Genomic DNA, 24,670 nt, shown 5'->3' with positions numbered 1-24,670 from the left:
CAGAAGGTGAATCAGGAAGGGTGGGAGGAATGAGGACGATGGATATTTTGAAGTAAGGATAAAGCGTATGGAAGTTAGAAAGGAGAATGATCGAATGAAAATACTTAGAATACTTTTGGGAGCGGTTGTAACTCTCCTGGCCTGTTATAGTTTGATAACAGGAACAACCGGATTAGGACCTTACCTTTTGTTGTTAGTAAGTGGATTAGTGCTCGTTATGGGGGTTGCTGAATTTCGAAACCGAAAACCAGTCGCTTTTACACTATTTCTTGCCTTCGGTTTTAGTTTTTTCGTCGGGATTTATACTCTATAAAAGCATTCGTGCGAATAAGCATCGATTGCCTGTCAGTTGATTGCTTAAGAAAAAGCACGGAAGGACCAGGAGATAGTCGTATCTAATGAGAGAAAATGATACCTGCGAGAGGGAGAGTTATGATGTTCAAGACAAAAAGATGAATGTACTATACGGAATTATATTGGTGATTCTATCGATAAGGTCAGTAGGATCCATTTTGCAAAACGACTACGGGTTTTTAGGTTTACATATTATCGTTCCTTTCCTGTGCCTGCCTGCAGGAATCTATTACATCTATTCAGCTTTATCAAATTCACGATCAGATCATTAATGTCTGGTATCTCATTTTTGAATAAAACTTAGTAGCAATGACCTATGGAGTATTCATAATGAGAAGTTTGTTGTTCTAGGGGACTAATAGGAAAGAGGGGTCTAATTGACGAAAGTCGTAGATTTTATCACGGTCCTGATTATTTTGGGAGTAGTTGTATCCCTGACTATCGAAGCAACGATGGAATCCGTCACGATCCAAAGTGGAGTTTACATTATTAGTTCGTTCATAATGCTGTTCACTGTAGGGTTCAGATACTACTTTACGATGGATGAAAAATCGTTGGGGCTTGCTCTTATGGCGCTCTCAATTGCTGGAATACTATTGACTGTTACCTTAACGATTATCTGAAAAGGCGTAGTGTTTTTTCAGGGAGGTGTTTGTATGAGAGAAAAAGTAATAACTTATACAGTGTTTATTTTGGCACTCATTGCTATTGCTTCATATGGTTTATATAAGTGGTTGATTGAAGGGCAGGAGAGGTTGGATTCGCTAATATATTTTTCTCTAGTGAGTGCTTATTTTCTAAATTACCTTACAAGTTCCAAAACTGTAATAAGCGATAGAGTTGAAAAGGAGAGGCATTTATCTTCTGAGGCTTCTACTATAAGTTATCTGGTACTAGTTGTTGTTATAGGTATAATACTTTTTATTACGGAAGGAACAGGAATGCTGGCAGACTTGGAAAATGTGCCTTTAGTTCTGTGCTTTTCTTTAAGTTTGGTTATTCTCCCAATAGTGCGGACGATTGTATTTATGAAAAATAACTAGTACATATAATCGGACAAAAGAAAAAACCTTTATTATTAATCAAACACAGGTAATAGTGGTATAACTGCCCTCACTAATTATGTAGAGCAGGAGAGGTTGGGGACTGAATATAGGAAGGAGATGTACGGAAAGTTGAGGTTTTGTGGGCTTGTGCTAACAATTATTTCAGTAGGGATAGGGATGTTTTTCAGTTTAGATATTGCGATTTTCATATTTGCACTGGCTTTGGTACTATTTGGATTTAACAATATGAAAATTGGAAATGTATTAATGGCATACACTTATCTTACGTTCGGGATCGTATTTCTAATAGGGAGCTATGCTAAAGTTTTTTACTAGCAGTGTCAATTCATAGAGAAGAAGTAAAGTAACAAAAGGGAGGACGTTTTAAGCGATACCTTCCATGTGAAAGGGTGAGTCAAGTGACAAAAGATAACTTCTTACAATTTATAACTATTGGGGCAGTTTTGTCAGTAATCGGATTAATATTTTTGATTTTCAGTCCCAATTTAGGCATGTATCGAGCGGAAGATTGGCAGATGAATGTAGGCGTAACGACCACAGATATGTTTCTCATCAGAACGGAAGGTTATATAAACGCCTTTATGGTTTTCGGTGGGATCTGCTTGAGCATAGGATTTCTTACTCTTATTCTGGCCTATTTCATCAAGGTGATTCTTTCGAGAGAGAAATAGAACTTGCGGGCTGTTTCATTATGGCGGAGTCCGGGTTTGGAGCATGGTTGATAGGCAAGATTTCTCAAACAATATCCTTCGATAGCAAGATGTTATGAAAGTGGGGCATTTCATGAAGAAATATTTCTATACCATCGGTTCCCATTTGGAAAAGGTCGACCAAAGAACCGACAATAACATAACGTTCATCAGTATTATTTTAGCGTTAATCGCTCCCGCTGTGCTGGATGAATCTTTCGCTTTCGGGGTGATGCTGGTTCTGTTACTGCTTTCGATAAGATTTGGTTGGGACTTTATTAATTCAAATGCAAAGGAACAAAAACGGTACAAGCAAACGTTAAGTATCATGGTGGTATTTGTTGTACTGGCTGCTATTACATGGTTTGTTATAAGAATATTATTACCGTATCCATTTGGAATTGTTTATTGATTCTAATAGTTTCCAGAATTCAAGGATTTCATAAGAGGTTGCGTTAGCTGCAAAAATGGACAGCATAGGAATACGATCGTTCCTTGAGTACCAAAGAATGCTTAGAATAATCCCGTGACCGAAGCTACTTATAAGGTGTTGAAAACGAAATTCCACTATGCAGAAAACATAGGTGACAATCCAGGTAAAATTTACCTGAAGGAGCATGAATAGGGATTAACTTTCATTGAAAAGTGGAAAACCTTATTTAGAGGTGAGAGTCATTGAAAATATATAAGATAGAAAGAACCCAGCAGCTTCCCATTTCTATAAACGAGGCATGGTCGTTCTTCTCCAGTGCAGCAAACTTATCCAGAATCACTCCGCCATGGATGAAGTTTGAAGTTACCGGGGAGCTCCCTGATCGCATGTATCCCGGGATGATTGCGACGTATCGCTTACAGCCGGTGCTCGGGATAACCCTGAGTTGGATGACGGAAATCACTCACATGGAAGAGAATAAGTACTTTGTTGATGAGCAGAGACATGGTCCATACCGCTTCTGGCATCATCAGCATCATTTTAAGGAAGTGGAAAACGGTGTAGAGATGACGGATATTGTCCATTACGCGCTTCCTTACGCTATGGTCGGCAGAGTAGCGCATCAGATAACTGTCAGGAAGAAGCTGGAGGACATTTTCAGGTATAGGCATCAGAAGGTTGAGGAAATCTTCAAGCAGCGATAATTCCCTCTGCCGAAAATAAAGAAGAAGGCCTTTTCTTGTAGAATGAAGTTATCGCACCCTTCATATCAGACCGGGTCTCGCTGAAGATGATGGAAAGACGAAAGAATTGGTTAAATAAGCGGGTGCTCGCATAGAAAACGGCAGTCATACGGCTGCCGTTTTTCTATGTAGATGTTATTCAGGAGGATGGAATAGAGTATATAAAGAAAGAGAGGGTATACGCCCTCTCTTTAAAATAAGATATCCTGCAAAATAGGATCGGATTCTAAGAACTTCAACGCTTTCTCCCGGTACTCATCGTCATGCAGATATGTGTAGCGGTACGGTTTTATTTGAGGACTGTTTTCAATCGCCTGTCTAAAATCGGCTTTCGACATTTGCAGGGTTTTGACGTAGTCGAAAAAACCGGTACGGGTGAATACTTTGTACATCCGCTCCGCCCGATGGTCCTGAACGTTTGCCATGATATACGTGGCGACTCCTACCTGGATCCCGTGCATATGATGATTTTCGGCGTATTTATCGAGCGCATGGGAAATCAGGTGTTCAGATCCGCTGATAGGAGCGCTGTTGCCACTAATGACCGTAGCGATCCCTCCCATCGTTAAAGAGCTGACGAGTTCTTTCAGGAATACCGGGTTTTTGATATCTTCCATAGGGGTTCGGATGAAACTGTTCACCGCTTTCTTGCTTAGCATCGAAGCGAATGCATTTACATGATCCACGTTATGACGTTCTTCGAATTCCCAGTCATATAGAGCTGTCACATTAGACATCAAATCGCCGACTCCCGCTAAAATGAACTTATGCGGGGCATTTTTGATAATATCGAGATCAGCGATAAGGCCGTATGGAATTTTGGCAGGGACGGTCGTTTTCTTCCCTTCGACCAAAAGGGAAGCGTTGCTGCTGGCGAACCCATCGTTGGAAGCAGAGGTAGGTACACTTATGAAGGGTGTTCTTCTTGAAAACCCGATATATTTGCCATAATCGATGACAGCACCGCCGCCGATAGCGATGATCGCGTCGAATGTTTCCAGCTCAAAGGCTTTGGAGATCAGATCCTTGATATCCAGCTCATTTTCTATAAGCAGCGTATCCACCTTTATATGAGAGAAAGAATTCTTTACTTCCTCTTCGTAATGGTCAAACGTAAAGAGGTCAAAGATAATGAGCACTTTTTTGAATCCATGTTTATGGAGAACATCCTCAAGCTTAAAAATGATGCCTCTCTCAATTTCCAGTACCGCCGGGATAGGGATATTCGTTATGGGATTAGTCATGAGGAAGGAATCCTTTTCTTTGCAGTTCGGCTTCGACCTCTTCAAACGCTGTGACAGGAATGAAAGGGATGTTCTTTTCTTTCAGAATGTCCTTTAGGGCATCTTTGGCAAACGTGAGGTCAGCATAAACGGCAGGATGGGAATCCGGCTCGCTATCTCCTGCAAAATGGACCGTTTCGTATTCTTCTTTAAGGTCCTGGATGACTTTTGATTTGTCGATTCCATACCGTTCAGAAAAATGACGATGACCGGGATCGATATTCATATGGACATTTCCATCCTGGTAGTATCCTTCGTTGGATAGTACAGTAACCCCTTTAATGTCATATTTCTCTAAAATGTGATAAATGTAATAATCCGTGCCAGCACTCAGGATATAAAAGTCGCCGCCATTATTCTGGATCATTTTAATGAATTCGGGGATGTGAGAATCAATAGGAATTTGCCAGATATCTTCAATAATCTGTTGTTCACCCTGGTCGATGGAAGAAAAGACAGTAGATAAAAATTCGATATCCTTCATTTCGCCTGCTTTCCACTTCCTGAACAATTCCTGTCCTTCAGGGAAATATTTCTCAATTACCACCCAATAAAAGTCTTTCTTAGAAATGGTTCCATCAAAGTCTGAGACAAATGCCCAATTCTTCATGATTTCAGCCCCCATCAATCTATTTATATATACATTATATCAGATGCCCCCTATGAAAGTGACCACGTGTCGTTTAATGTCACCAAACAGACACGAAACGCGGAAAGTCATTGTTCGTGAGTTTGTAAATGAAAAGGGAGTATTCAAGTATAGATCAGGATAACAGAAGTATCAGTTTTGAGATGATAGTAAATTTTGAAACAATACCTTTCCTCCATTCGTAGTTATATTAAGCATAATTTTGAAATGATAGTTACCGGTTCGCTCCCTTAAAGACGGGAATAGTTGAGTTGAATTAAAGGAGGGGGTGCATGCTCTTAAATATTTTATGGGGGTTGTTTTTGTAGTGCATATTCTCGATGAGCGCGACACAGAATTTTGCCGAGAGTTTGAACTTATTATAGACAAAGACATCGGGGATATTTTGAAAAAAGATCAAGTGAACTACTGTAACTAAAAACCTTATGATAAAAGGGACGAAAAGGGAGAGTTACTTATGAAAATGGTGATAGCAGCCGGGGTTACGGGGGTACTTACTTAGATTATAACTGAAATCATTTTTACTGTTTTCGATTTCTCCTACAACGTGTTCTCTGACAACTTCAACCTCGTATCAACAATCATTGATTTTGGTACTTTCATAGGGATCTATCTAGTGGTTTTTTATGTGTGGAATAAGTTGTTCTTAAGCGAGTAGGATTATATACATATAAAGGGTTTCAAAGATTATCGGATGTAGCGGAAGGGGCTTCGGGTTGTTGAAAAAAGTAGTGTATCTGATTGGTATAGTTTTCGTTACGCTGGTATTCGGAATGGTGATAACCACACCTTCTGAATCAGCTTTTGATAGGTGGGTCGCTGATGAACACGGCATTCAATGTGAGGGGGATGGGAATTGCCAGAAGGGGCAGCAGTACTTAAGCTTCAGCTCCTCTCATTTTAAAAACGCTGGCGTGTTCGTTTCCGAGGAAAGAACATTTGAAGATTCGAATGGAGAAGAAACGACTATCAGAACGTTAGGAGTATTTGGACAGCTGATCGATATGGAGAGAGGGGACCTGTGGGAAATGCTCAACTAGATGGTGAATCGCACAGTGGATGCCTGTTTCCAGCTCAGACAATGGAGGGATAAAATTGATTTACATATATTTGGTGCTCGGTATCGGCATAGCTTTCTTTTTGGGAATCATTCCTGAAGGATTCGGGAACACATTACTGTTAGGTGCGATTCTAGGTGTGTTGGCCGGGAGCCTGCATCAACTCACCAGGATTTATCAATGGTTGAAAGGTGAAAGGGATTCGTCTGCATCTGGTACGGAACGAAGGGGAATACCTGTACGCAAGTGAAGTGAATCGGAGGTGCAGGTGACTTGAAACGTTCATTATAAAGAAAAGCTTCGAGCGTAATCGAAACGCTTGAGGCTTCTTTTAATCAATCGTTCATCTGACTTCTCAGGCTTTCGGCCTGGGCTGCCGTTTCCTTCATGGAAGCTGCAACACGATTGTTATCCTTGTTCAATGTTTCGACGGTGGCACTCATCTCTTCCATGCTGGCACTCGCTTCTTTAATAATGCTGGCAAGCTCAGCGGTGGACTGGTCGACTTCCGTACTATCCCGCATCACATCGTCTGCAATTCTTTCGGTTTCGGAAAAGCGGGAAGCGATTTGGTGGATGCTCGTCTTCAGCTTTGTGAAGTACGAGGTGATTTCTTTCGAGGAGTCGTGAATCGAATCGATCTTCTGTTCACTCGTCTCCATTTTGGTCAACGTTTCCTGGTTGTTCTCGTTCACTTCTGTCAGGTTGCTCGTAATTTGAGCAGCCGTCTCATTCGTCATTTCAGCAAGTTTGCGGATTTCATCGGCGACGACAGAGAATCCTTTTCCTGCTTCTCCCGCCCGAGCCGCTTCAATCGACGCATTCAAAGCAAGTAAGTTCGTCTGTTCGGAGATTTGCGTGATTCGACCGGAGAAGGAATTGGTTTCCTTCACTTTCTGACTCAAATGCTGGAACGTTTCATTCAAGTCATGGATGAAGGAACGGATTTCTTCTGTATCCTGCTTGAACTCTTCGACTTTCTGTTCCCCGTCGATGGTCAGTTGAGTCGCCTGCTCCGATTCCGCAGTGAGAGCCTGGATCGAATCGCTCAGTTGATGCATCGCTTTGTGGGAGGTGGAGGAATGGGAGGAGATACTTCCGATTTGCTCACTCTGTTGTTGACTCCCTGCCGCCATTTCCATCAGTACCTGCTTCATTTCCCCTTGTGCTTCAACATTGGTTTGGACACGTGTATTGACGCTCGATACGCTTTCAATGATGGATGATACACTCGTTTCCAGTTTTTCTTTCAATCGTTTCTGCTTGTCCGAATTCTCTTCAGACGCATGAAGCAAACGTTCCATTTCGTGTTCCTGGCGGACATTTAAATGAATCAATACACCAAGCAGAACCCCCGATAGAAGGTAGTCAGAAAAATCGTCGGCGCATTGCTTGTAAGACTGGCCGTTTCTTTCGTTCCATAAAGCAGGGTGAGGATGATCGTCGTCATACCGAGCCCGTAGCCGATAGCGAACAACTTCCGCTTGAAATGGATGACGGAGAAAATCGTAAGGAAAAAGGTGACAAGAATGACCATCCAACCTCCTCCTGTTAAGAAAACCCCGGCCATAGTAAACACGTTTGTCAACGTAACGGCGAGATAAGGAAGAGATTATACTTCTTCCAAAGGAATTGAAGACTGACGAATAACAGGGAAAAAACGAAGATTTCCGCCCCGAAGATGTAGAGACCTTCGGTGTTGTTCTCAAACAATGACTTCGTGACAGCAGCTAGTAAGGATACGGAGAAGACAAAGAACATCAGTACGTTTTTCTTCCTGGTATCTTGCAACCGCATCGTTTCAACAGTATTCATGAAGAACCACCCTTTTCGATATAGAAGTTTATGGGGAATTGCTGAATTCCTGTAGACTATCGTTTGAAAAGCGACGAAGTCGTTCGTGTGATGTAGCCGGCTTCCTTTATCCTCCCATTATGTGTATGTCCGTCATTCTGTAAGGAAAATAGTCTATTACTTATTTCGGCAAATTTATCCAATAGTTAATACAGCTATTCGGAGAGACGTATAAATAGGGGAATTCATTCATTGTTAATACCAGGTAGGGTATATAAAATGGTCATAGAAACGAAAACGAAGAAAGGAAGGGATTCTATGCCCAAGTATCTCAAAGAAACGTATAATCCGTTGTATTTTTTGGCTTCATTAGGTAGTGGAGGAGTGGCTGTCTCCTTCTACATGTATCTCATGTTCATGGTGGAACATCCGGGGAGGCCGATGGCAAACTTCGAACATTTGATGTCCGCTCTTACCGGAAACCGACTTATCTTATCTGCCACTGTCATCCTCGCTTTGATCGGGGTGCTCTATTTCGGGTACAAACATTTTCGATTATTATTCAGGAATATCCGGGAATACTGTCTGTTCAGACAAACGCCTGCTTACACGAAGCTGCGGAATTCGAATGCAGAGGTCCCCCTAATGGCTATCCCTCTGACCTTAGCGATGAGCATCAATGTCCTGTTCAATTCTTGGAGGAGCCTTTGTGCCAGGTTTATGGAACGTCATCGAATACTTGTTTCCTTTTGCTTTAGCCGCGTTCTTCGCTGTAGGATTCTACGCTCTGGCGTTGTTCAAAGATTATTTCACCCGATTTATGATCCGCGGGGATTTGGATTTTGCGAAAAATAATAACTTGAGTCATATGCTGACCGTATTCGCCTTTGCTATGATTGCTGTAGGTTTTGCAGCCCCGGCAGCGATGAGCCATTCCCTGAGCGTCTCAGTCGTTGGAATGATCATAGCGATCTTTTCCACCAGCTTAGCTGTTGTACTGATGGGAATCAAAATGATACTTGGTTTTACATCCATTTTTGAGAAGGGGATTGATAAAGGTGGTAGTCCCAGCGTATGGATTTCCATCCCGATCCTCACTTTGCTCGGTATCACTTTTGTCCGGTTATACATGGGAGTGAGCCATAATCTGATGGATGTCGCTGCCCCTTCATCGTTGCCGCTGCTCCTTGTATTGACTGTACTGGTTTCCTTACAGGTGATGTTTGGATTCATCGGCTTCTCCGTGTTGAAAAATGTAAATTACTTCCATGATTACGTAGATGGCAAAGAGAAGAGCGCAGGCAGCTATGCATTAATATGACCGGGGGTTGCGTTTATGGTCTTAGGGATGTTTTTCATTCATTGGGGACTGGTGCAGAACGGGATCGTAACCAAATTTTCACCGGTGTATTTCGCACTGGTTCTCCCTTACGCCTATGTCCAGTTCAAAACGATCAGGGTATTGTTCCAACTAAACAATAAGCATTTTACAGGTAAAAGTCAGCAATCGACTGTGAACAATGAAAGAGATCTGACGCATAGTGCTTAATCAAAGGTAATCCGAATAGGTGGCTGTTCTAGTAGTCAATTACAGACTTCTAGGGCATCCTCCTTTTTTATTGCACATAACTGTCGTAATAGGTGCAGATGAATCGTTCCCTTCATCAAGTTGTTGACATTGATAATCATTATCAATTAAGATGATACTACCAGATAGAGAGGAGCGATCATTATGAATCGATGTCTATATATATGCAAAACATTTACATATGAAAAAGGGAACCCGGGCTGTTCGTGCCACGGGGTTATGAAATTCCGGGCCGGGGAAAAGATAGAGCTTATCGGAGAACCGTTTTTCGTCGATCAGATGGGATGGTATATCGGAGTGACGAAGCAGGGCGAGGAACCGTTCCCGATGGCTACAGAGGCAATCGATGATGGTTACGCAAAAGGAGTGATGCGTACCTTTTTCGATCTGGAGCTGGAGCTCAATTATCATACGTATAAAATAGATGAAGCCCTGGAAAACAAAGAAGAGGAGCTCTTTCATGAACATTCGGCTGCCTACAGGAAAATCAAGTCGATGATAGCAGAACCGGAACTCGTGGAGGAGGGATAGGCCGTGGCACATATTCTGATCGCCTTCGCCAGTATGTCCGGGAACACCGAAGACATTGCGGATCTATTAAAGTCCCATTTAACGAAGTACCATGAGGTGACGATAGAGGAAATCGAAGATATATCCCCCTCAGACTTGTCGGATTACGATGCGGTTCTTCTGGGTTCCTATACGTGGAATGACGGGGACTTGCCGTATGAGGTGGAGGATTTCTATGAAGAGCTTGAAGAGGTTGAACTGAACGGAGTTCCTGCTTCTGTCTTCGGCTCGGGGGATCGGATGTATCCGATGTTCTGCGAGGCCGTGCACACGCTTGAGAAGCAACTGAAAGAGAGCGGGGCGGTACTCGTATCCGAAGGACTTACCGTTGAGATGAACCCTGACACCAGTGCGGATATAGAGGGATGCCGTATACTTGCTCAGGAAGTGGCCAGGCAGGTGTCCGTCCTCCGCTGATGATCAGGAGAAAGAAGAACCAGCGCGAAGAAGATGGGGAGCCCATCTTCTTTTTTTAATGAGACCGGATGGATGGCTGGTGACCCGAGATGTTATACTTTAGTAGCATGAAGTTACATATTTCTGGCATGTAGAAGAGATGCGTAGGAAAGGGAAAGTTCTGGTCACGGAGGTCACTTCGGCGAAAAAGTCAGAAGAATGTTGATGTAGATACTTCTTATCCTCGCCTTTTCAAAATTATTCAGTGATTGAATGGCAGGGGAATACTTCAGAATCAAAAGATAGATATATAAAACTTGGGAGGAGTTTATGAGAAATTCAAAAAATGGAGAGCCATTGAAAGAGATGAAGCACTCCAGCGGAAGGAGATGGAAGATGAATGATGAATGATCAGTATTTCGTAGGATGGGGGACCCTTGCGCTGATCAACGCCGGACTGGCTCAGGGCAAGAACCGTACGGGACTGAACTGGTTCCTGCTTTCCCTGTTCCTTGGACCCATAGCCACGCTGATCCTCCTGTTCGAAGAGAAAAGAAATGAAAGCTGAATCGAAGCGTCAAGAGTAGGGTCCGGGAAGCCTTAAAGAAGCGGGAAGCTGTTCTGATAAGAATCTTCGATGAAATGGATATTTCATGGACAGTGCTTGCTGATCGGTATACGGACTATCCGGAATTCAGCGCCCATTACCACATGTATATTTTGAAAAAATCACAGAAAGCATGATCTTTTTTCCCTGTTTCCGACAGAAGGAGTCACAGCTTTGTCATCCCTCTTTTCTCTCATATATGGTATGATGAAGGGGAAAGAGAGGGTCCTCATGATTGAACAGGCGAAACAATTTTTAGTGCAGTGTTATCAGGAACTGGAGAAGTCTGAGTCTGAACTATATGAACGTATATATGAAGTGGAAAAAGAAATAGAGGAAACGGGCTACTACACCCATACATATGAAGAGCTGGAACACGGGGCGAAGATGGCGTGGCGTAACAGCAATCGCTGCATCGGCCGATTGTTCTGGGAGCGACTTGAAGTGAAGGACTGTCGGCACATGGATATGGAAGAAGAAGTGGCAGAGGCGCTGACCGATCATATCCGTGAGGCGACCAATGGCGGGAAAATCCAGTCGACGATAAGTATCTTCAAACCGAAAACTGAAGCAAGTGAAATCAGAATCTGGAACCATCAGCTTCTCCGGTACGCCGGTTACGAGACCGGAGATGGTGTGATCGGGGATCCCGCTTCTGTAGAATTGACGAAACGGGCGATGGAGCTCGGATGGCAAGGGAAAGGTACATCTTTTGATATTCTGCCGCATATCTTTCATATCGATGACCGCGCCCCAGTCTGGTATGACGTGCCGGAAGACGCTATTGAGGAAGTGGAGCTGAGGCACCCGGAATATGACTGGTTTCGGGAGCTGGAGTTGCGCTGGTACGCGGTGCCGATCATTTCCGATATGCGCCTTGAGATTGGTGGCATCGACTACACGTGTGCGCCGTTCAACGGCTGGTATATGGAAACGGAGATCGGTGCCAGGAACCTGGCGGACGACTTCCGGTATGACCTGCTGCCAGTCGTCGCCCGTAAAATGGGAATCGATACGAAACGGAATTCTTCCCTCTGGAAAGATCGTGCACTTGTGGAGTTGAATCAGGCAGTTCTTTATTCCTTTCAACAGGACGGAGTCTCACTTGTGGATCATCACACAGCCGCCCAGCAGTTCCAGGTCTTTCAGAAGAACGAATGCAAGTATGCCCGTCAGGTGACCGGAGACTGGTCATGGCTGAACCCTCCCGTTTCCCCTGCGACCACACCTATTTTTCATCAAAGTTATGAAGACCGTATGGATACACCGAATTATTTTTATCAAAGTTGCCCGTTTTCCTGAAACTTTTTTCGTGGAAAATCGTAGATATAAAGTAGAAGAAAGGAGGAATTATTTTTGGATATCAAACCGAAACGAACGAGCGGTTTATCTGCTTCTCAAAAACAGAAACTCAGCAAGGCGGGGGGATGGCTGGGAAAGATTTTCGTCTTCTTTATCATTCTCGCTTTTCTCGTACTTATATCATTTAATTGGATCACCGACTATATATGGATGGGGACTGTGGGGTACCAGGAATCTTACATGACCATTCTTACGAGCAAACTGATGCTCGGGGTTGTCGGTTTTCTCGTCTTTACCATCTTTACTTATATTACCTTCAGCTGGATCCGTAATGTCTATGTCGGACATTTTTCAGCCGGTCAGCTCCCTCCTTTCATTACCAGTAAAAAACAGAGTCGCCTGATGGTGCTCGTGATTTCTCTGATCGTCGGTCTGCTCGGTAGTGTCCTCGTACAGGGGATCGGCTGGGAGCCGTGGCTGAAGTTCCTTAACCATGAAACATTCGGGATCACGGATCCTCACTTCGGCAGGGACGTCTCTTTTTACATGTTCGTTCTGCCATTCATTGAATTCGTACTTTCGATTGTGCTTGGTCTGGCGATTTTCTTTTTCCTTGTACAAATCGGGTTCTATTCCGTCTACAACATGTACCGGATGAGCCGGAAAGCACAGCTCCATATGGGGAGTACTCTCGCTGTTATCGGAGTGTTGCTGGCTGCCCAACACGTGCTCGAACCATTCCATACCCTGCTCACGAACCAGGTCAATGCCGTGCAGGAAAGCGTGGTCCATGGTCTCAGCTATACGGATGATGTCGTGAATATACCGGCTTCTTATGTTTTGGCTGGTGTAGCCCTTCTCGGGACGGTCTGGGTGATCATTTCGCTGTTCCGTGGTAAATGGAAGGGAATGATTGCACCGATTGTCCTCTATATCGCAGTTTTGATCATCGCTCAAGGTGCTTCGATCATTGTGCAGAATTTCGTCGTGTCACCGAATGAGTTTTCCAAGGAAAGTCCGTATCTGGAAGAGAATCTATCGATGACAAGAACGGCTTATGATCTTGATAATATGATGGAAGAACAGCATCCAGGAGCTGATACGCTGGATCAGTCTATGGTGGAGCGTAACCAGGACACGATCAATAACGTTCGTATCAACGACGCCAGACCTCTTCTGGATGTCTATAACCAGCTCCAGACGTTCCGTACGTATTATGAATATAACGATATCGATATCGATCGTTACAACATCGACGGGGAATATGAACAAGTATTTCTCGGCGCACGTGAATTGAATACTTCCGACTTGCCATCTCAAGCTCAGACGTGGGTGAACCAAAACCTTCGTTACACGCACGGCTACGGGATAGCGATGAGTAATGTCAATGAGATCACCGCTCAAGGGCAGCCGGAATATATGGTGGAGAATCTTCCTCCGGAAGGGGATCTCGATATTGAACGCCCACAGGTATATTTCGGGGAAGAAGAATATGATTCTGTCATTGTGAACAGCGGAGTGGACGAATTCGACTACCCGGCTGGCGATGAGAATATGTCGAACACGTTCGAAGCTGATACAGGTGTTCCACTCTCGGGTATCAATCGTGCGCTTTTCGCTATTGATGAAGGATCGTTCCGGATGTTCGTCTCCGATCAGGTAACCGGAGATTCTCAGATGCTCCAATCCCGTAATATCATGGACCGTGTGGAAAGGATCGCTCCCTTCCTATCGTATGATGAAGACCCGTATATCTTCGTCCGTGATGATGGAACAATGGCTTGGATGATTGATGCCTATGTAACGGAAGAGAACTATCCATATTCCGAACCATATTCCGGGGATAATAGTTATATCCGTAACTCCGTGAAGGTGACCATTGACGCCTATACCGGAGAAACCAACTTTTACGCAGTGAACCCGGAAGAACCACTGCTCCAGACATACCAGCAGATTTTCCCGGATCTGTTCACCGAAGAGATTCCGGAGGACGTGAGGAATCACTTCCGTTATCCGATCGATCTCTTCAAAGTACAGGCTCAAATGTATCAGACGTATCACATGACGAATCTTGAAGTATTCTATAACCGTGAGGACTACTGGGAAATCCCGACGGAGAAATACTTCAACGAGGACATCACGATGGAGCCTTATTACGTGACGATGCGTCTGCCAGAGGCTGAAGAAGAAGAATTCATCCTTATGACGCCGTTTACGCCGAGGAACCGTCAGAACATGATCGCCTGGATGGGTGTCCGAAATGACGGGGACAATTATGGACAAAAGATGGTCTATGAATTTCCGAAGCAGGAAAACATCTATGGTCCACAGCAGATTGAGAACAGGATCAACCAGGATAGTAATATTTCTCAGCAATTGAATCTGTGGTCTCAGGGAGGATCCGAAGTCATACGTGGTAACCTGCTGGTTCTTCCGATCGAGGATACGGTGCTGTATGCGGAGCCTGTCTATATCGAATCTTCGAATGAGACGTCTCTTCCTGAAGTGAAGCAGGTCATCCTCGCTTATCAGGAACAGATCGTGATGGAGCCGACGTTCGATGAAGCTTTGGAAGTATTGCTGTCCCGCATCGATCCTGAGGTGGAATCTCCAGAAGGTGGAGAAGGCGAAGAAGGAGCAGGACAACAACCTTCGCTCGAATCGAATGAAACACTTCAGGAAATCGCGGATATGTTCGATCAGTATCAGCAGCAGATGTCCGACGGCAACTATGAAGAAGCCGGACGCATCATGGAAGAGATACAGTCGACATTGCAGGATTCCCAGAGTCTCCCGGGAGCTCAACAATCTCAGCCGAATGGAGAGAATCCGGACGCTGAAGGTGAAGCCGGCACTACTGGAGAAGAAGGTACGACAGAAGAATAAATGAAGAGTGACCCTCTTCTGAAATGCAGCCCCGGATAAAATCTTTTATCCGGGGCTGTTTGTATAATCTGTACCACCGAATGTGCCCACTCAGACACAGAATTGTAAAGGATATCACTTCTGATACTTCCTCCACAGGGTAAACTTATAGGGAAGAAATCAAGGAAAGAAGGGATACAGATGAGGGTTCTGTTCATCGTTCTTCTATTGGTACATGGCCTGATTCACCTTATGGGTTTCCTCCATGCTTTCGGGTTCTCGGACATTGAAGCGATGACTCAACCGATGTCAGAGCCGGTCGGTTTCATGTGGTTGTTCTCTTTGGTAGCGTTTTGGTTCACAGCTGGAGTGTATCTGGCCCGGAAACAGTGGTGGGTTATTCCTGCTTTCCTGGCCCTCAGTTCCTCTCAGGTCCTTATCATTCTATTCTGGCAGGACGCCAAATTCGGCACGGTACCCAATGGTGTCATTTTTCTGGGAATGATCGTCGGAATCTCCGGATGGCAGTTTCATAGGCAGACCCAGGCTGATTTGAAAGAAATGAATATATCAGAATCCTCTGAGCATCAGCTGATCACAGAGGATATGTTGACGTCGTTGCCGGGTCCTGTACAAAGGTGGATTCATCGTATCGGTCTGATGGATAAAGACATGATCAAAGGTGTACACTTCAAACAAAAAGGAAAGATGAAGCTGAAACCCGGTCAAGCGACATGGTCGGATGCGGAGGCCGAACAATATGTCCAAACCGAGAAACCTTCCTTTCTCTGGACGGTGAAAATGGACTTTCTACCATTGATTCATGTAGCTGGGAAGGATGTGTTCATCAACGGGAAAGGCTCGATGGTGATGAAGCTCGGTTCTTTGATACGTGTTGCTCATGTTTCGAATAATGAAAAAGTGGATCAATCGGCGCTTCAGAGATATCTGATGGAGCTACCCCTGTACCCGTCCATGGCCTTAAGTCCTTATATCGACTGGGAGAGTATAGATGAACATACTGCAAAAGCGACGATGAGTTACAATGGAACGGTCGGATCGGCAACTTTTTATTTCACGGAGAACGGAGAGATGGAGAAGATCAGTGCTTTCCGTTATAAAGATAACGGGGACGATGCTGAATTGGCGGAATGTATAGGTGAAATCAAACGGAATACTATGGTGGACGGGGTCCTCATTCCGGACAGAATCGATATATCCTGGGTGTTGGAAGATGGACTGTTCACATGGTATAAACTGGAGATAGTTGATCTCGAATTCCGCTAAGGATTCGGTCGGAAGGAGCGATAGAATGTGAGCATTCTTGTTACCGGTTTCAATGGGAAAGTGGGAAGTGCCGTAGCTGAAAAATTGAAGAAGCATGGGCTGCCCTTTACGTGTGCGGTAAGAAACGTGGAAAAAGCGAAACGGGAGAACGGAGAGGCCTATTCCTTTGTGAAACTGGATCTGAGCGATTCTTCCACTTTTGATCAGGCATTGGAAGGTATCCGCAAGGTGTTCCTTATGTATCCGCCTGGTGAAGAGATACAGTTCCAGGCATTTCTTGAAGCGGTCAGGCACAATGGAGTCAGACATATCGTCTACTTGTCCGTCAAGGATGTGCAGTTCCTGCCGTTCATTCATCACTACAAAAATGAGAAGGCGATCAGAAAACTCGGCGTCCCGTACACCTTCATCCGGGCCGGTTACTTCATGCAGAACCTGGAGGATGTCTTAAGAGAGGAAATCAGACAGCGGCAACGTATCTTCATCCCTGCCGGTAAAGGAAAGACGAGCTTTGTCGATACCCGGGATCTCGCTGAGGTGGCTCTTCGATCTTTTCAGAATCCTGACAATCACAGGAATAAGAGTCATGTCATCACAGGGGATAAAGCCGTCGATTTTTACAGAGTGGCGGATATTATGACTGCGGTACTCGGAAAGAAAATAGAATACACGAATCCATCAGTGAAAGAGTTCAAGTCCTTCATGCTTGAAAAGGAAGCGGATGAAAGGTTCATCAATGTGGTCGTTGGTATTCACTTTCCGACAAAGCTGGGGTTAGCCAAAGGCGTGACGAATGAGTTCGAGAAGATGACCGGATCCAAACCGATCCCCATTGAACGCTATATTGAGGATTACAGGAACGAATGGCTGTGACGTATGTGTCCAGCTATTCGTTTTTTTGTGTAAGTCAAAAACTTTTTCGGTCTCCTGGTATATTTTTCTAAAAGGATGATGTAATATATAGATTACATCAGTTAATTATTTATGAGATGGGGGAGAGCTGTGAAAAACAATGTGAAGATTTCACGAATGAAGCTGTCTATCTCTCAGCAGCACCTGGCTCGCAAAGTCGGAGTAGCCAGGCAGACGATTGGTTTGATAGAGAAGGGGAGATACAATCCGAGTCTGAAACTGTGCATCGCTATAGCAAAAGAGCTCGATGCTACGCTTGACGATTTATTCTGGGAGGAGGAAGAGGAATGAGGTCATGGATTACTTTTTTGTTGCCGGAAGATGAATACAAGGAGAGGAAGATGCTGTTTTTCTTCGCAGAATCGGGAGTACTTCTGTTTGCAGTTCTCGCGATACTCCTTGTGACGAACAGCTATTTCACGTTTGATGCTGGAACAGTCCTGCTTCTGGGGGTTGCTCTCTTTCTTTTTTACATTACTACAAGGTACATGTTTGCAGGTATCGAATATACGGACGTGGTTACTGAGAAAGCTTACAGAAAAGAGAGGAAAGTCACCTTCCTCAGATCGCTTTCGTTCCTGGGGATTTTCGTAGTGTTATACGCTATTTTTCTCGGAATACCTTCTGACAGAGGAGAATGGATGGATGTCATCGGAATTTCTATGATTACAGCCATCATCATGTTTGTGACGACATATATTTCGCTGAAGCGCTCGTATAAGAAAAATAAAGAATTGCTTTGAACTGAATCTTTTTCTTCCCCTTTTTCGTATGATGGAGCAGGAAGAGGAGGGAAAGATAATGAAAGAGAAAACTTGTGTGAAATGTAAGGGAGAAATGATCGACTGTTACGTAGATGAAGGAATGAAAGGGATCCTGGTGAAGAATCCGGACGGAGACAAACTTTTTTCCAATAAAAAGAATACGAAGATTAACCCTTCCGTCTGTATCGAATGCGGATCCATAGAATGGTTTGCTGAGAATCCCCAAGATTTGAAGTGAACCATATGAAGCCTACATAGGAAATGAAAAACCCGTTCTGCTGCAGAACGGGTTTTGTAATAGTTAAAAATCGTATTTTGCTTCTTCTGTTTCTTTGATTTTCTGATACGTTTCTGTCAGTACCATCGTATCTTCGACGAGACGATCGAGACGGAAGAAGACATCGTCGTTGATGATCTCCTTACTGAGAAAATCCTTGTCATTTAAGAAAACGTACGTCTGAACGACCTGGGCTTTCATGTATCCGAGAATGGGTTTAAGCTGCTGCTCCGGAATCAGGAAATGTTTGTCGGACCCGGCTGTCGCATACATACTGACAATTTTCCCTTCCAGCCCGTCCTGTGGCAGAAGGTCGAAGATATTTTTGAGCGTTGCCGGAAGAGACGCCTGGAAAATCGGAGTGCCGATGATGATGGCATCCGCTTCCATAATCGTCTTCGCAACATACCCGGTGTCCCCTTTGTAATCGAGGTAATTACGTCCATCACTGAATTCGAGGTCGTAGTCACCGAGATCAATAAGGGTAAACGACTGTTCCGGATACTGACGCTCTACTGATTCTTAAACATAGTTCATCGCTGTTCTCGTTTTTGATCCGACTTTGGAGCCGGCGAGACCTACAATGTTCATGGGTCTGCCTCCTTACTTCTTCGTATGCTTTTTCACTTCAGGAAGAATCTTTTCACCGATCAGATCGATGTTTTTCTTCAATTTTTCAAAAGGTACACCGCCGAAGTCCATCTGGGCGATGTAACGTTGGTGACCGAACGTTTCGTACTGGTACAAAATCTTTTCGATAATCTGCTGGGGGCTGCCGACGTTCATGACGCTTCTGGAGTCGGCTCCCTGGGCGAACATCTGCTTCGAGAAGCCATGTCCATTCGTTTTCTTCATTCCTTCATTGAAAAATGGGTACGATTCGCGTAGAGCGTCCTGCGTCGTTTCTCCGGGATAGAAGAAACCTGCCATGGAAACCGGTAATTCATCAGGGTCGTGGCCGCCCTGGCTGGCAGCCTGGCGATAGGTATCCACCGTATTTTTGAACGTGGATACAGGACCACCGAGGGCGGCGAAGAACATCGGTACACCGGCATATCCCGCCTTCATCGCGCTCGCAGGATGTCCGCCGACAGCACGCCAGATTGGAAGTTCTCCATTCATCGGACGTGGAAGGATATGAGCATCTTTCAGAGGAGCCCGGAAGTTTCCGCTCCAGTTTATCACTTCCTGTTCGTTGATTTGACGAAGCAGGTCGAACTTTTCTTCATAAAGTTCTTCGTAGTCCCGGAGGCTGTAGCCGAGGAGCTCGAAGTTACCGGTGCGCGATGCCCGTCCTGCAATCAGTTCGGTACGTCCGCCCGAGATCAGGTCGATTGTCGCGAAATCTTCGAAGACGCGCACAGGGTCGAGCGTACTGATGATCGTAGAGGAGCTTGCAATTTTTATTTTCTCCGTCGCCTGAGCGATGGCACTAAGCACTACTGAATGTGCCTGGGTCGTGAAGTAGTCCTGGTGACTTTCCCCTACACTGAAGAAATCGATGCCCGCTTGTTCGGCTAGTTGAGATAATTCGATGATTTCGTTCAGTCGCTGGGCTGCAGGGATTCGTTCACCTGTGCCAGGATTCGGCAAGTGATCGCCAAGGGTATATAGTCCAAATTCTAATCCATTCGATTGATCCAATCCGTATTTCATCAAAAACTCACCTTTCTCTTTTCAGGAGTCTGATGTTAGTATGAATGATAACAGAACTAAAGGGAAGTACGCACTTTTAAGTAAGGTAGTATCATCAATGATACCTATGGGAGGAACCAGCAATGAACGAACATATCAAACCGGACCAATGCCAGATCCAGGAAGCCTTAGGGACATTAGTAGGGAAATGGAAACCGATCATTCTTTTGTACCTTATGAAAGAAGGCACGCAGCGGTTCAGTGAATTGAAGCGTGAAATTCCCGAGATCACGCAGAAGATGCTGACAAAGCAGTTGAGAGAGCTGGAAGCGGAAGGGATTGTAGCGAGGGAAGTTTACCCGGAAGTGCCACCGAAAGTGGAGTATTCGATTACGGAGTATGGCCGTGATCTTCAGCCGATTCTGGAGGCGATGCATGAGTGGGGAGAGAAGCATGCGCAGTATAAGAAGGAGAATGCTTAGACTTCCGTACTATTTGTAATTATCAATTATAGCCAACCCATGAAAGGAAGCTGAAAGGTTGAAGATTATAAATATGTTTATAACGATCACAGCGATTTACTTGATGATAGTTGGTTTGTCAGGGTTACTCGATGTGAGAATCTTGCCCGAAAACTCTTCCGTGTCTTTGATTTTGATGAGTCTGGTAATCGTCTACATTGGAATGAATATGAAAAAACAGGACTCAAAAATATACGGAGTTTTTACTATAGTGATGGGTGCAGTTTTGCTAGTCATTTCAAGTATGGGTATATTCATTTAAATAATTACTGCATAAGTTTCAAACTCGTGGAAGTGCCCCTGTCGAAAGGTTTTTTTCGTAGGAAATAGGGAATATAATCATTTGGTTGATATAAAGAAAGGAGTCGTTTATGAACATCGCATTTATCTCAGACATACACGGCAACGCAACAGCACTAGAAGCAGTACTCGACGACATCAAACAACAAGATATCGACAAAATTGTGGTCCTCGGTGACCTCTGCTTCAGAGGCCCGGAACCCAAAAAATCTTTGGATCTCATCCGCAATTTGGACGTTCCCGTCATCAAAGGCAATGCTGATGCCTGGGTCACTCGTGGTATTCAGGACGGGGAAGTCCCGGAAAAAGTTATCGGTATGATGCGGGAGGAAAAAGACTGGACGGTCCAACAGCTGACAGAAGACGATATTTCTTATCTTGAAAATCTTCCGGAACACGTAACCGAAACAATCGGGGAGAAAAAAGTATACGGATTTCACGCCACGCCCGACAGTCTGTTTGATGTCGTCACCCCTGATACTTCCGATGAAGATTTGAAAAAGGCGATCATGGAAAAAGAAGAGGCCGACATCTATCTGTACGGTCACATCCATAAACCGTACGTACGTCATATCGACGGAAAAATTGTTGCGAACCTCGGTAGCGTCGGCTTACCTTTTGATGGGGAAGCGAAAGCATCCTACTTGATCGTTAGTGAAAACAGCACGTCCATCCGAAAAGTCTCTTACGATATTGACCATGCTGTCCAAAAACTAGAAGACTATGGATACCCACAAGGGGGCCTGGTGGCAGATGTCTATCATACAGGGAAACTTTGAACAAAGGTGCCAGGACTACCACCTGGCATCTGTTTATCATTCGTCCGTAGAGGTACGTTTCTTCTCGAAACGCTCCCGCTGCTCCGCAGCCCAGGCAAAAGCGTCACGAATCGCTTCTTTCATTTTACCCTCATCCACTTTTTTCAGATTGCGTATACGTATGCAATGCTTGCCATTGTTCACACCTCCGAGCACTTCTTTCGTGTAGACTTCCAGCAATGGTTTTCCATCTTTTTTTCCTGAGACATAGACACTAAGGTTGTTTTTCTGCGGGGCGACACCAATCACGGGCCAATAATCTCCATCATTATCATTCTGCCAGTCCATCTCACCATACCCCATCATAGTGATGCTGGTACCTGAAATGAGTTGCCTTTTTACATGGGGCTCCGTTTCCATAATCCACTCATCCAGTTTCCGTAAATCTTCTTCGAATTGCCCCGATGCTTCAAACAATTCTTCGATCGTGCCAGCTTCAATTTTCATCCAAATGCCTCCTTTCCTCCTATTATACCTTATCTATGCTATTTAGTCTGCAAACGTACGTTCTTGATTTTTCCTTCGAAAACCGGTATGTTTAATAAAAGAAAGGGCGTGACCGGACGATGACGAAAGTGGTGATTCTTGCTGAGAAGCCGTCCCAGGCGAAAGCTTATGCGGAGGCTTTTTCCGTGCAGAATAAAACGAAAACGTACATACAGTTGAAGCCGGATTCCACTTTTCCCGATGGAGCGACGATCACCTGGGGTGTGGGTCACCTGGTGGAGTTGAAGGAACCGCAGGATTATAAGAAAGAATGGAAGAAATGGAAGCTCGACCAGCTGCCGATGGTACCGGAACGCTTCCAGGAAAAAGTGTCTAAGGGTAAATGGGAGCAGTTCCAGGCAGTGAAGCAGTTGTTCAAAGAAGCGGATGTAATCGTGAATGCCGCAGACGTGGACCGGGAAGGTTCGAATATTTTCTATAGCATCCTGCGGCTCACCGGGGTGAAGAAGCCGGTGAAGCGTCTCTGGATCAACTCCCTTGAAAAGGATGAGGTGCGGAAAGGATTCGAGAACCTGCAGAACAATGAAAAGGATCTGCGCATGTTCGAAGAGGCGAAAGCCCGGCAGATCAGTGACTGGCTCGTAGGTATGAATGCGAGTCGGCTGTTCACTCTGCATCTTCAGAAGAAAGGGTTCGGAAGCCATTTGTCGATCGGTCGCGTGCAGTCGCCCACCGTCTACCTCATCTATCAGCGTCATAAAGAAATCGAGAACTTCGTATCCGAGCCTTTTTACCAGATTGAAGGGAACTTCAAGGCTGAAAAGGGGGAGTACAAAGGACTCGCTAAAATCAAAGAGAAAGACAAAGCGAAAGTCCAGGCTCTCATGGACCAGCACAGGCTGAAGGAGAACGAGACGCATGAAGGCACGATACAGAAAGTGGATAAAAAGACGAAGCGAATCAAGTCACCCAAACTACATTCTCTGTCCACACTTCAGAGTATAGCTAACCGGATGTGGAAATATCCCCCGGCGAAAGTGCTGAAAGTGGCCCAGCAGCTGTACGAGAAGAAGCTCCTTTCCTATCCCCGGACGGACTGTAATTTCATCACCGACAGCGAGTTCGCTTATCTCGTGAAAAAGATCGAAGGGTACAAACAGGCGCTCGGAACAGATTTTTCTCCTGTGTCACTGAAGCCGAATAAGCGGTACGTCAACGGATCGAAAGTCGAGGAGCACTACGCGATCATCCCGACGAAGACGATTCCGTCAGCGAAGAAACTGGAAGGTCTCAGCCAGGAAGAGCGGAATATTTACAACGAAGTGCTGGCGACGACGCTCGCCATGTTCCACCGGGACTATGTTTATGAAGAAACGGTGATTCAGACGGACGTGCGTGAACTCGCCTTTTTCTCTAAGGGAAAAAGAGAAGTGGATCTTGGCTGGAAAGAGCTTTTTCCTCAGCCGAAGAAGAAAAAGGAGGAACTGCTTCCTGAAGTCCGGGAAGGCGAGAATCCTGATGCGAACGTCCACATCAAAGAAAGCATGACGCAGCCTCCGAAACCCTACACGGAAGGGCAGCTCATCACGATGATGAAAACGGCCGGAAAAACGGTGGAGGACGAGGAAGATGTGGAGATTCTGAAAGAAGTGGAAGGGCTCGGCACCGAGGCCACCCGCTCCGGGATCATCGAGACAATCAAGAAACAGAATTATATCACTGTCAGGAAAAACGCGGTGTCGATGACGGACAAAGGTATCATGCTGTGTGAAACGATTGAAGGGACGCTGCTTTCGAGTCCGTCGATGACCGCGAAATGGGAAGCCTACCTCCGGAAAATCGGTGAAGGGGAAGGGTCGAAACAGGCGTTTATCGACAATACCGGTAAATTCATCGAGAAGCTCATCCAGGAGGCCCCCGATTCCCTTGAAAACGTACAGATACGAGATACCGGAGAGACGAAGAAGAAGTGGAACGAACCGATCGTCACCTGCCCCTCGTGTAAAGAAGGGTCAATCGTGGATCGATATAAGTTTTACGCCTGCTCCGGGTATAAGCAGGGATGTAAAGTGACATTTCCGAAGCGACTGGCAGGCAAAACGCTGACCGAAAACATGATCAAAACGCTTTGTGAGAAGAAGCAGACGAAAGTGCTGAAAGGGTTCAAGAGCAAGAACAAGAAACAATTCAGTACCGCTTTGAAGCTCGATGAGGAGTACAATATCAAATTCGATTTTGAGAAAAAGTAGGCAAACGCCACAGTTCTTTAAGTTTAAGCAAAGAGCTGTGGTGTTTTTTTATAGGATTCTAG

General features: G+C 44.9%; 30 protein-coding genes and 2 pseudogenes. 24 read left to right on the top strand and 8 right to left on the bottom strand.

Going from position 1 to position 24,670, the window contains the following annotated elements; translation table 11 throughout:
- The first annotated feature begins 67 nt into the window (after positions 1-67).
- From BW944_RS15405 to BW944_RS07020, 6 genes are all read left to right on the top strand, one after another.
- Positions 68-313 carry a DUF3953 domain-containing protein gene (locus BW944_RS15405; RefSeq protein ID WP_327290943.1) on the top strand — a complete coding sequence of 82 codons (246 nt, stop codon included), beginning with the start codon at positions 68-70 and terminating at the stop codon, positions 311-313.
- Between the two features lie 418 nt (positions 314-731).
- Complete coding sequence (locus tag BW944_RS07045; RefSeq protein WP_076558172.1) at positions 732-977, top strand: hypothetical protein; 246 nt, start codon at positions 732-734, stop codon at positions 975-977.
- A gap of 33 nt (positions 978-1,010) precedes the next feature.
- Entirely contained in the window at positions 1,011-1,397 is a 387-nt protein-coding gene (locus BW944_RS07040) for a hypothetical protein (RefSeq protein WP_076558171.1), read from the top strand.
- 422 nt (positions 1,398-1,819) lie between these two features.
- Positions 1,820-2,092 (top strand): hypothetical protein, encoded by a 273-nt coding sequence (locus BW944_RS15230; protein ID WP_234983133.1) that lies wholly within the window; start codon positions 1,820-1,822, stop codon positions 2,090-2,092.
- 112 nt (positions 2,093-2,204) lie between these two features.
- Positions 2,205-2,522, top strand: a complete 318-nt coding sequence (locus BW944_RS07025; RefSeq protein ID WP_076558165.1) for a hypothetical protein — start codon at positions 2,205-2,207, stop codon at positions 2,520-2,522.
- A 263-nt stretch (positions 2,523-2,785) separates the two neighbouring features.
- Positions 2,786-3,247, top strand: a complete 462-nt coding sequence (locus BW944_RS07020; protein ID WP_076558163.1) for an SRPBCC family protein — start codon at positions 2,786-2,788, stop codon at positions 3,245-3,247.
- A 230-nt stretch (positions 3,248-3,477) separates the two neighbouring features.
- On the opposite strand, the gene BW944_RS07015 is transcribed toward BW944_RS07020, so the two are convergent.
- On the bottom strand, positions 3,478-4,530 hold the full coding sequence (locus tag BW944_RS07015; RefSeq protein ID WP_076558161.1) for an iron-containing alcohol dehydrogenase family protein: 1,053 nt from the start codon (positions 4,528-4,530) through the stop codon (positions 3,478-3,480).
- Entirely contained in the window at positions 4,523-5,179 is a 657-nt protein-coding gene (locus BW944_RS07010; protein ID WP_076558541.1) for an MtnX-like HAD-IB family phosphatase, read from the bottom strand. Before BW944_RS07010 ends, BW944_RS07015 begins: the two co-directional genes overlap by 8 nt.
- A 758-nt stretch (positions 5,180-5,937) precedes the next feature.
- Between BW944_RS07010 and BW944_RS07005 the strand changes: the two genes are divergently transcribed.
- The gene (locus tag BW944_RS07005; RefSeq protein ID WP_143525672.1) at positions 5,938-6,258 is read left to right on the top strand and encodes a hypothetical protein; all 321 of its coding nucleotides are present in this window, start codon (positions 5,938-5,940) and stop codon (positions 6,256-6,258) included.
- A gap of 55 nt (positions 6,259-6,313) precedes the next feature.
- Entirely contained in the window at positions 6,314-6,526 is a 213-nt protein-coding gene (locus BW944_RS07000) for a hypothetical protein (protein WP_076558159.1), read from the top strand.
- A gap of 85 nt (positions 6,527-6,611) precedes the next feature.
- On the opposite strand, the gene BW944_RS06995 is transcribed toward BW944_RS07000, so the two are convergent.
- From BW944_RS06995 to BW944_RS06985, 3 genes are read right to left on the bottom strand one after another with little or no spacing between them, the layout of a single operon-like run.
- Positions 6,612-7,580, bottom strand: coding sequence for a methyl-accepting chemotaxis protein (locus BW944_RS06995; protein WP_143525671.1), 969 nt, complete (start codon positions 7,578-7,580; stop codon positions 6,612-6,614).
- Positions 7,581-7,609: 29 nt separating this feature from the next.
- On the bottom strand, positions 7,610-7,813 hold the full coding sequence (locus BW944_RS06990) for a hypothetical protein (RefSeq protein WP_076558155.1): 204 nt from the start codon (positions 7,811-7,813) through the stop codon (positions 7,610-7,612).
- 47 nt (positions 7,814-7,860) lie between these two features.
- Entirely contained in the window at positions 7,861-8,091 is a 231-nt protein-coding gene (locus BW944_RS06985; protein WP_076558153.1) for a hypothetical protein, read from the bottom strand.
- A 258-nt stretch (positions 8,092-8,349) separates the two neighbouring features.
- Between BW944_RS06985 and BW944_RS15445 the strand changes: the two are divergent.
- The 13 genes and pseudogenes from BW944_RS15445 to BW944_RS06935 all read left to right on the top strand — a co-directional run.
- Positions 8,350-8,703, top strand: a pseudogene (locus BW944_RS15445) (hypothetical protein); the annotation flags it as partial.
- Positions 8,704-8,779: 76 nt separating this feature from the next.
- Positions 8,780-9,391, top strand: a complete 612-nt coding sequence (locus tag BW944_RS15225; protein ID WP_234983132.1) for a TsoY family (seleno)protein — start codon at positions 8,780-8,782, stop codon at positions 9,389-9,391.
- Between the two features lie 15 nt (positions 9,392-9,406).
- On the top strand, positions 9,407-9,619 hold the full coding sequence (locus BW944_RS15220; protein ID WP_234983131.1) for a hypothetical protein: 213 nt from the start codon (positions 9,407-9,409) through the stop codon (positions 9,617-9,619).
- Positions 9,620-9,802: 183 nt separating this feature from the next.
- A complete protein-coding gene (locus tag BW944_RS06975; RefSeq protein WP_076558151.1) occupies positions 9,803-10,189 on the top strand; it encodes a hypothetical protein in 387 nt (128 codons plus the stop codon).
- Positions 10,190-10,192: 3 nt separating this feature from the next.
- Complete coding sequence (locus BW944_RS06970; RefSeq protein ID WP_076558149.1) at positions 10,193-10,645, top strand: flavodoxin; 453 nt, start codon at positions 10,193-10,195, stop codon at positions 10,643-10,645.
- A gap of 379 nt (positions 10,646-11,024) precedes the next feature.
- Positions 11,025-11,192, top strand: coding sequence for a hypothetical protein (locus BW944_RS15000; RefSeq protein ID WP_159438185.1), 168 nt, complete (start codon positions 11,025-11,027; stop codon positions 11,190-11,192).
- Between the two features lie 270 nt (positions 11,193-11,462).
- Positions 11,463-12,533: a nitric oxide synthase oxygenase gene (locus BW944_RS06965; protein ID WP_084193676.1), complete on the top strand. Its 1,071-nt coding sequence runs from the start codon at positions 11,463-11,465 to the stop codon at positions 12,531-12,533.
- 54 nt (positions 12,534-12,587) lie between these two features.
- Positions 12,588-15,419, top strand: a complete 2,832-nt coding sequence (locus BW944_RS06960) for a UPF0182 family membrane protein (protein WP_076558148.1) — start codon at positions 12,588-12,590, stop codon at positions 15,417-15,419.
- A 180-nt stretch (positions 15,420-15,599) separates the two neighbouring features.
- Positions 15,600-16,685 carry a DUF6920 family protein gene (locus BW944_RS06955; protein WP_076558146.1) on the top strand — a complete coding sequence of 362 codons (1,086 nt, stop codon included), beginning with the start codon at positions 15,600-15,602 and terminating at the stop codon, positions 16,683-16,685.
- A gap of 27 nt (positions 16,686-16,712) precedes the next feature.
- On the top strand, positions 16,713-17,558 hold the full coding sequence (locus BW944_RS06950; protein ID WP_076558145.1) for an SDR family oxidoreductase: 846 nt from the start codon (positions 16,713-16,715) through the stop codon (positions 17,556-17,558).
- A gap of 129 nt (positions 17,559-17,687) precedes the next feature.
- Entirely contained in the window at positions 17,688-17,888 is a 201-nt protein-coding gene (locus tag BW944_RS06945; protein ID WP_076558143.1) for a helix-turn-helix transcriptional regulator, read from the top strand.
- Entirely contained in the window at positions 17,885-18,340 is a 456-nt protein-coding gene (locus BW944_RS06940) for a hypothetical protein (RefSeq protein WP_076558142.1), read from the top strand. Before BW944_RS06945 ends, BW944_RS06940 begins: the two co-directional genes overlap by 4 nt.
- Positions 18,341-18,398: 58 nt before the next feature.
- Positions 18,399-18,599, top strand: a complete 201-nt coding sequence (locus BW944_RS06935; RefSeq protein WP_076558140.1) for a hypothetical protein — start codon at positions 18,399-18,401, stop codon at positions 18,597-18,599.
- A gap of 63 nt (positions 18,600-18,662) precedes the next feature.
- On the opposite strand, the pseudogene BW944_RS06930 reads toward BW944_RS06935, so the two are convergent.
- Positions 18,663-19,229, bottom strand: a pseudogene (locus BW944_RS06930) (NADPH-dependent FMN reductase).
- A gap of 12 nt (positions 19,230-19,241) precedes the next feature.
- Positions 19,242-20,294 (bottom strand): LLM class flavin-dependent oxidoreductase, encoded by a 1,053-nt coding sequence (locus tag BW944_RS06925; RefSeq protein WP_407690081.1) that lies wholly within the window; start codon positions 20,292-20,294, stop codon positions 19,242-19,244.
- Between the two features lie 122 nt (positions 20,295-20,416).
- Here BW944_RS06925 and BW944_RS06920 point away from each other — a divergent pair, with 122 nt between their 5' ends.
- On the top strand, positions 20,417-20,755 hold the full coding sequence (locus tag BW944_RS06920; RefSeq protein ID WP_076558137.1) for a winged helix-turn-helix transcriptional regulator: 339 nt from the start codon (positions 20,417-20,419) through the stop codon (positions 20,753-20,755).
- A gap of 410 nt (positions 20,756-21,165) precedes the next feature.
- On the top strand, positions 21,166-21,873 hold the full coding sequence (locus BW944_RS06910; RefSeq protein ID WP_076558134.1) for a metallophosphoesterase family protein: 708 nt from the start codon (positions 21,166-21,168) through the stop codon (positions 21,871-21,873).
- 36 nt (positions 21,874-21,909) lie between these two features.
- Here BW944_RS06910 and BW944_RS06905 read toward each other — a convergent pair whose 3' ends face one another.
- Complete coding sequence (locus tag BW944_RS06905) at positions 21,910-22,359, bottom strand: DUF1801 domain-containing protein (protein ID WP_076558133.1); 450 nt, start codon at positions 22,357-22,359, stop codon at positions 21,910-21,912.
- Positions 22,360-22,478: 119 nt separating this feature from the next.
- Here BW944_RS06905 and BW944_RS06900 point away from each other — a divergent pair, with 119 nt between their 5' ends.
- Positions 22,479-24,608, top strand: a complete 2,130-nt coding sequence (locus BW944_RS06900; protein ID WP_076558131.1) for a type IA DNA topoisomerase — start codon at positions 22,479-22,481, stop codon at positions 24,606-24,608.
- Positions 24,609-24,670 lie beyond the last annotated feature (62 nt).

The sequence above is a fragment of the Salimicrobium flavidum genome (assembly GCF_900156645.1).
Lineage (GTDB): Bacteria > Bacillota > Bacilli > Bacillales > Halobacillaceae > Salimicrobium > Salimicrobium flavidum.
Note: the sequence above shows the minus strand (reverse complement) of the source record. Positions and strands in the feature narration are given on the sequence as shown.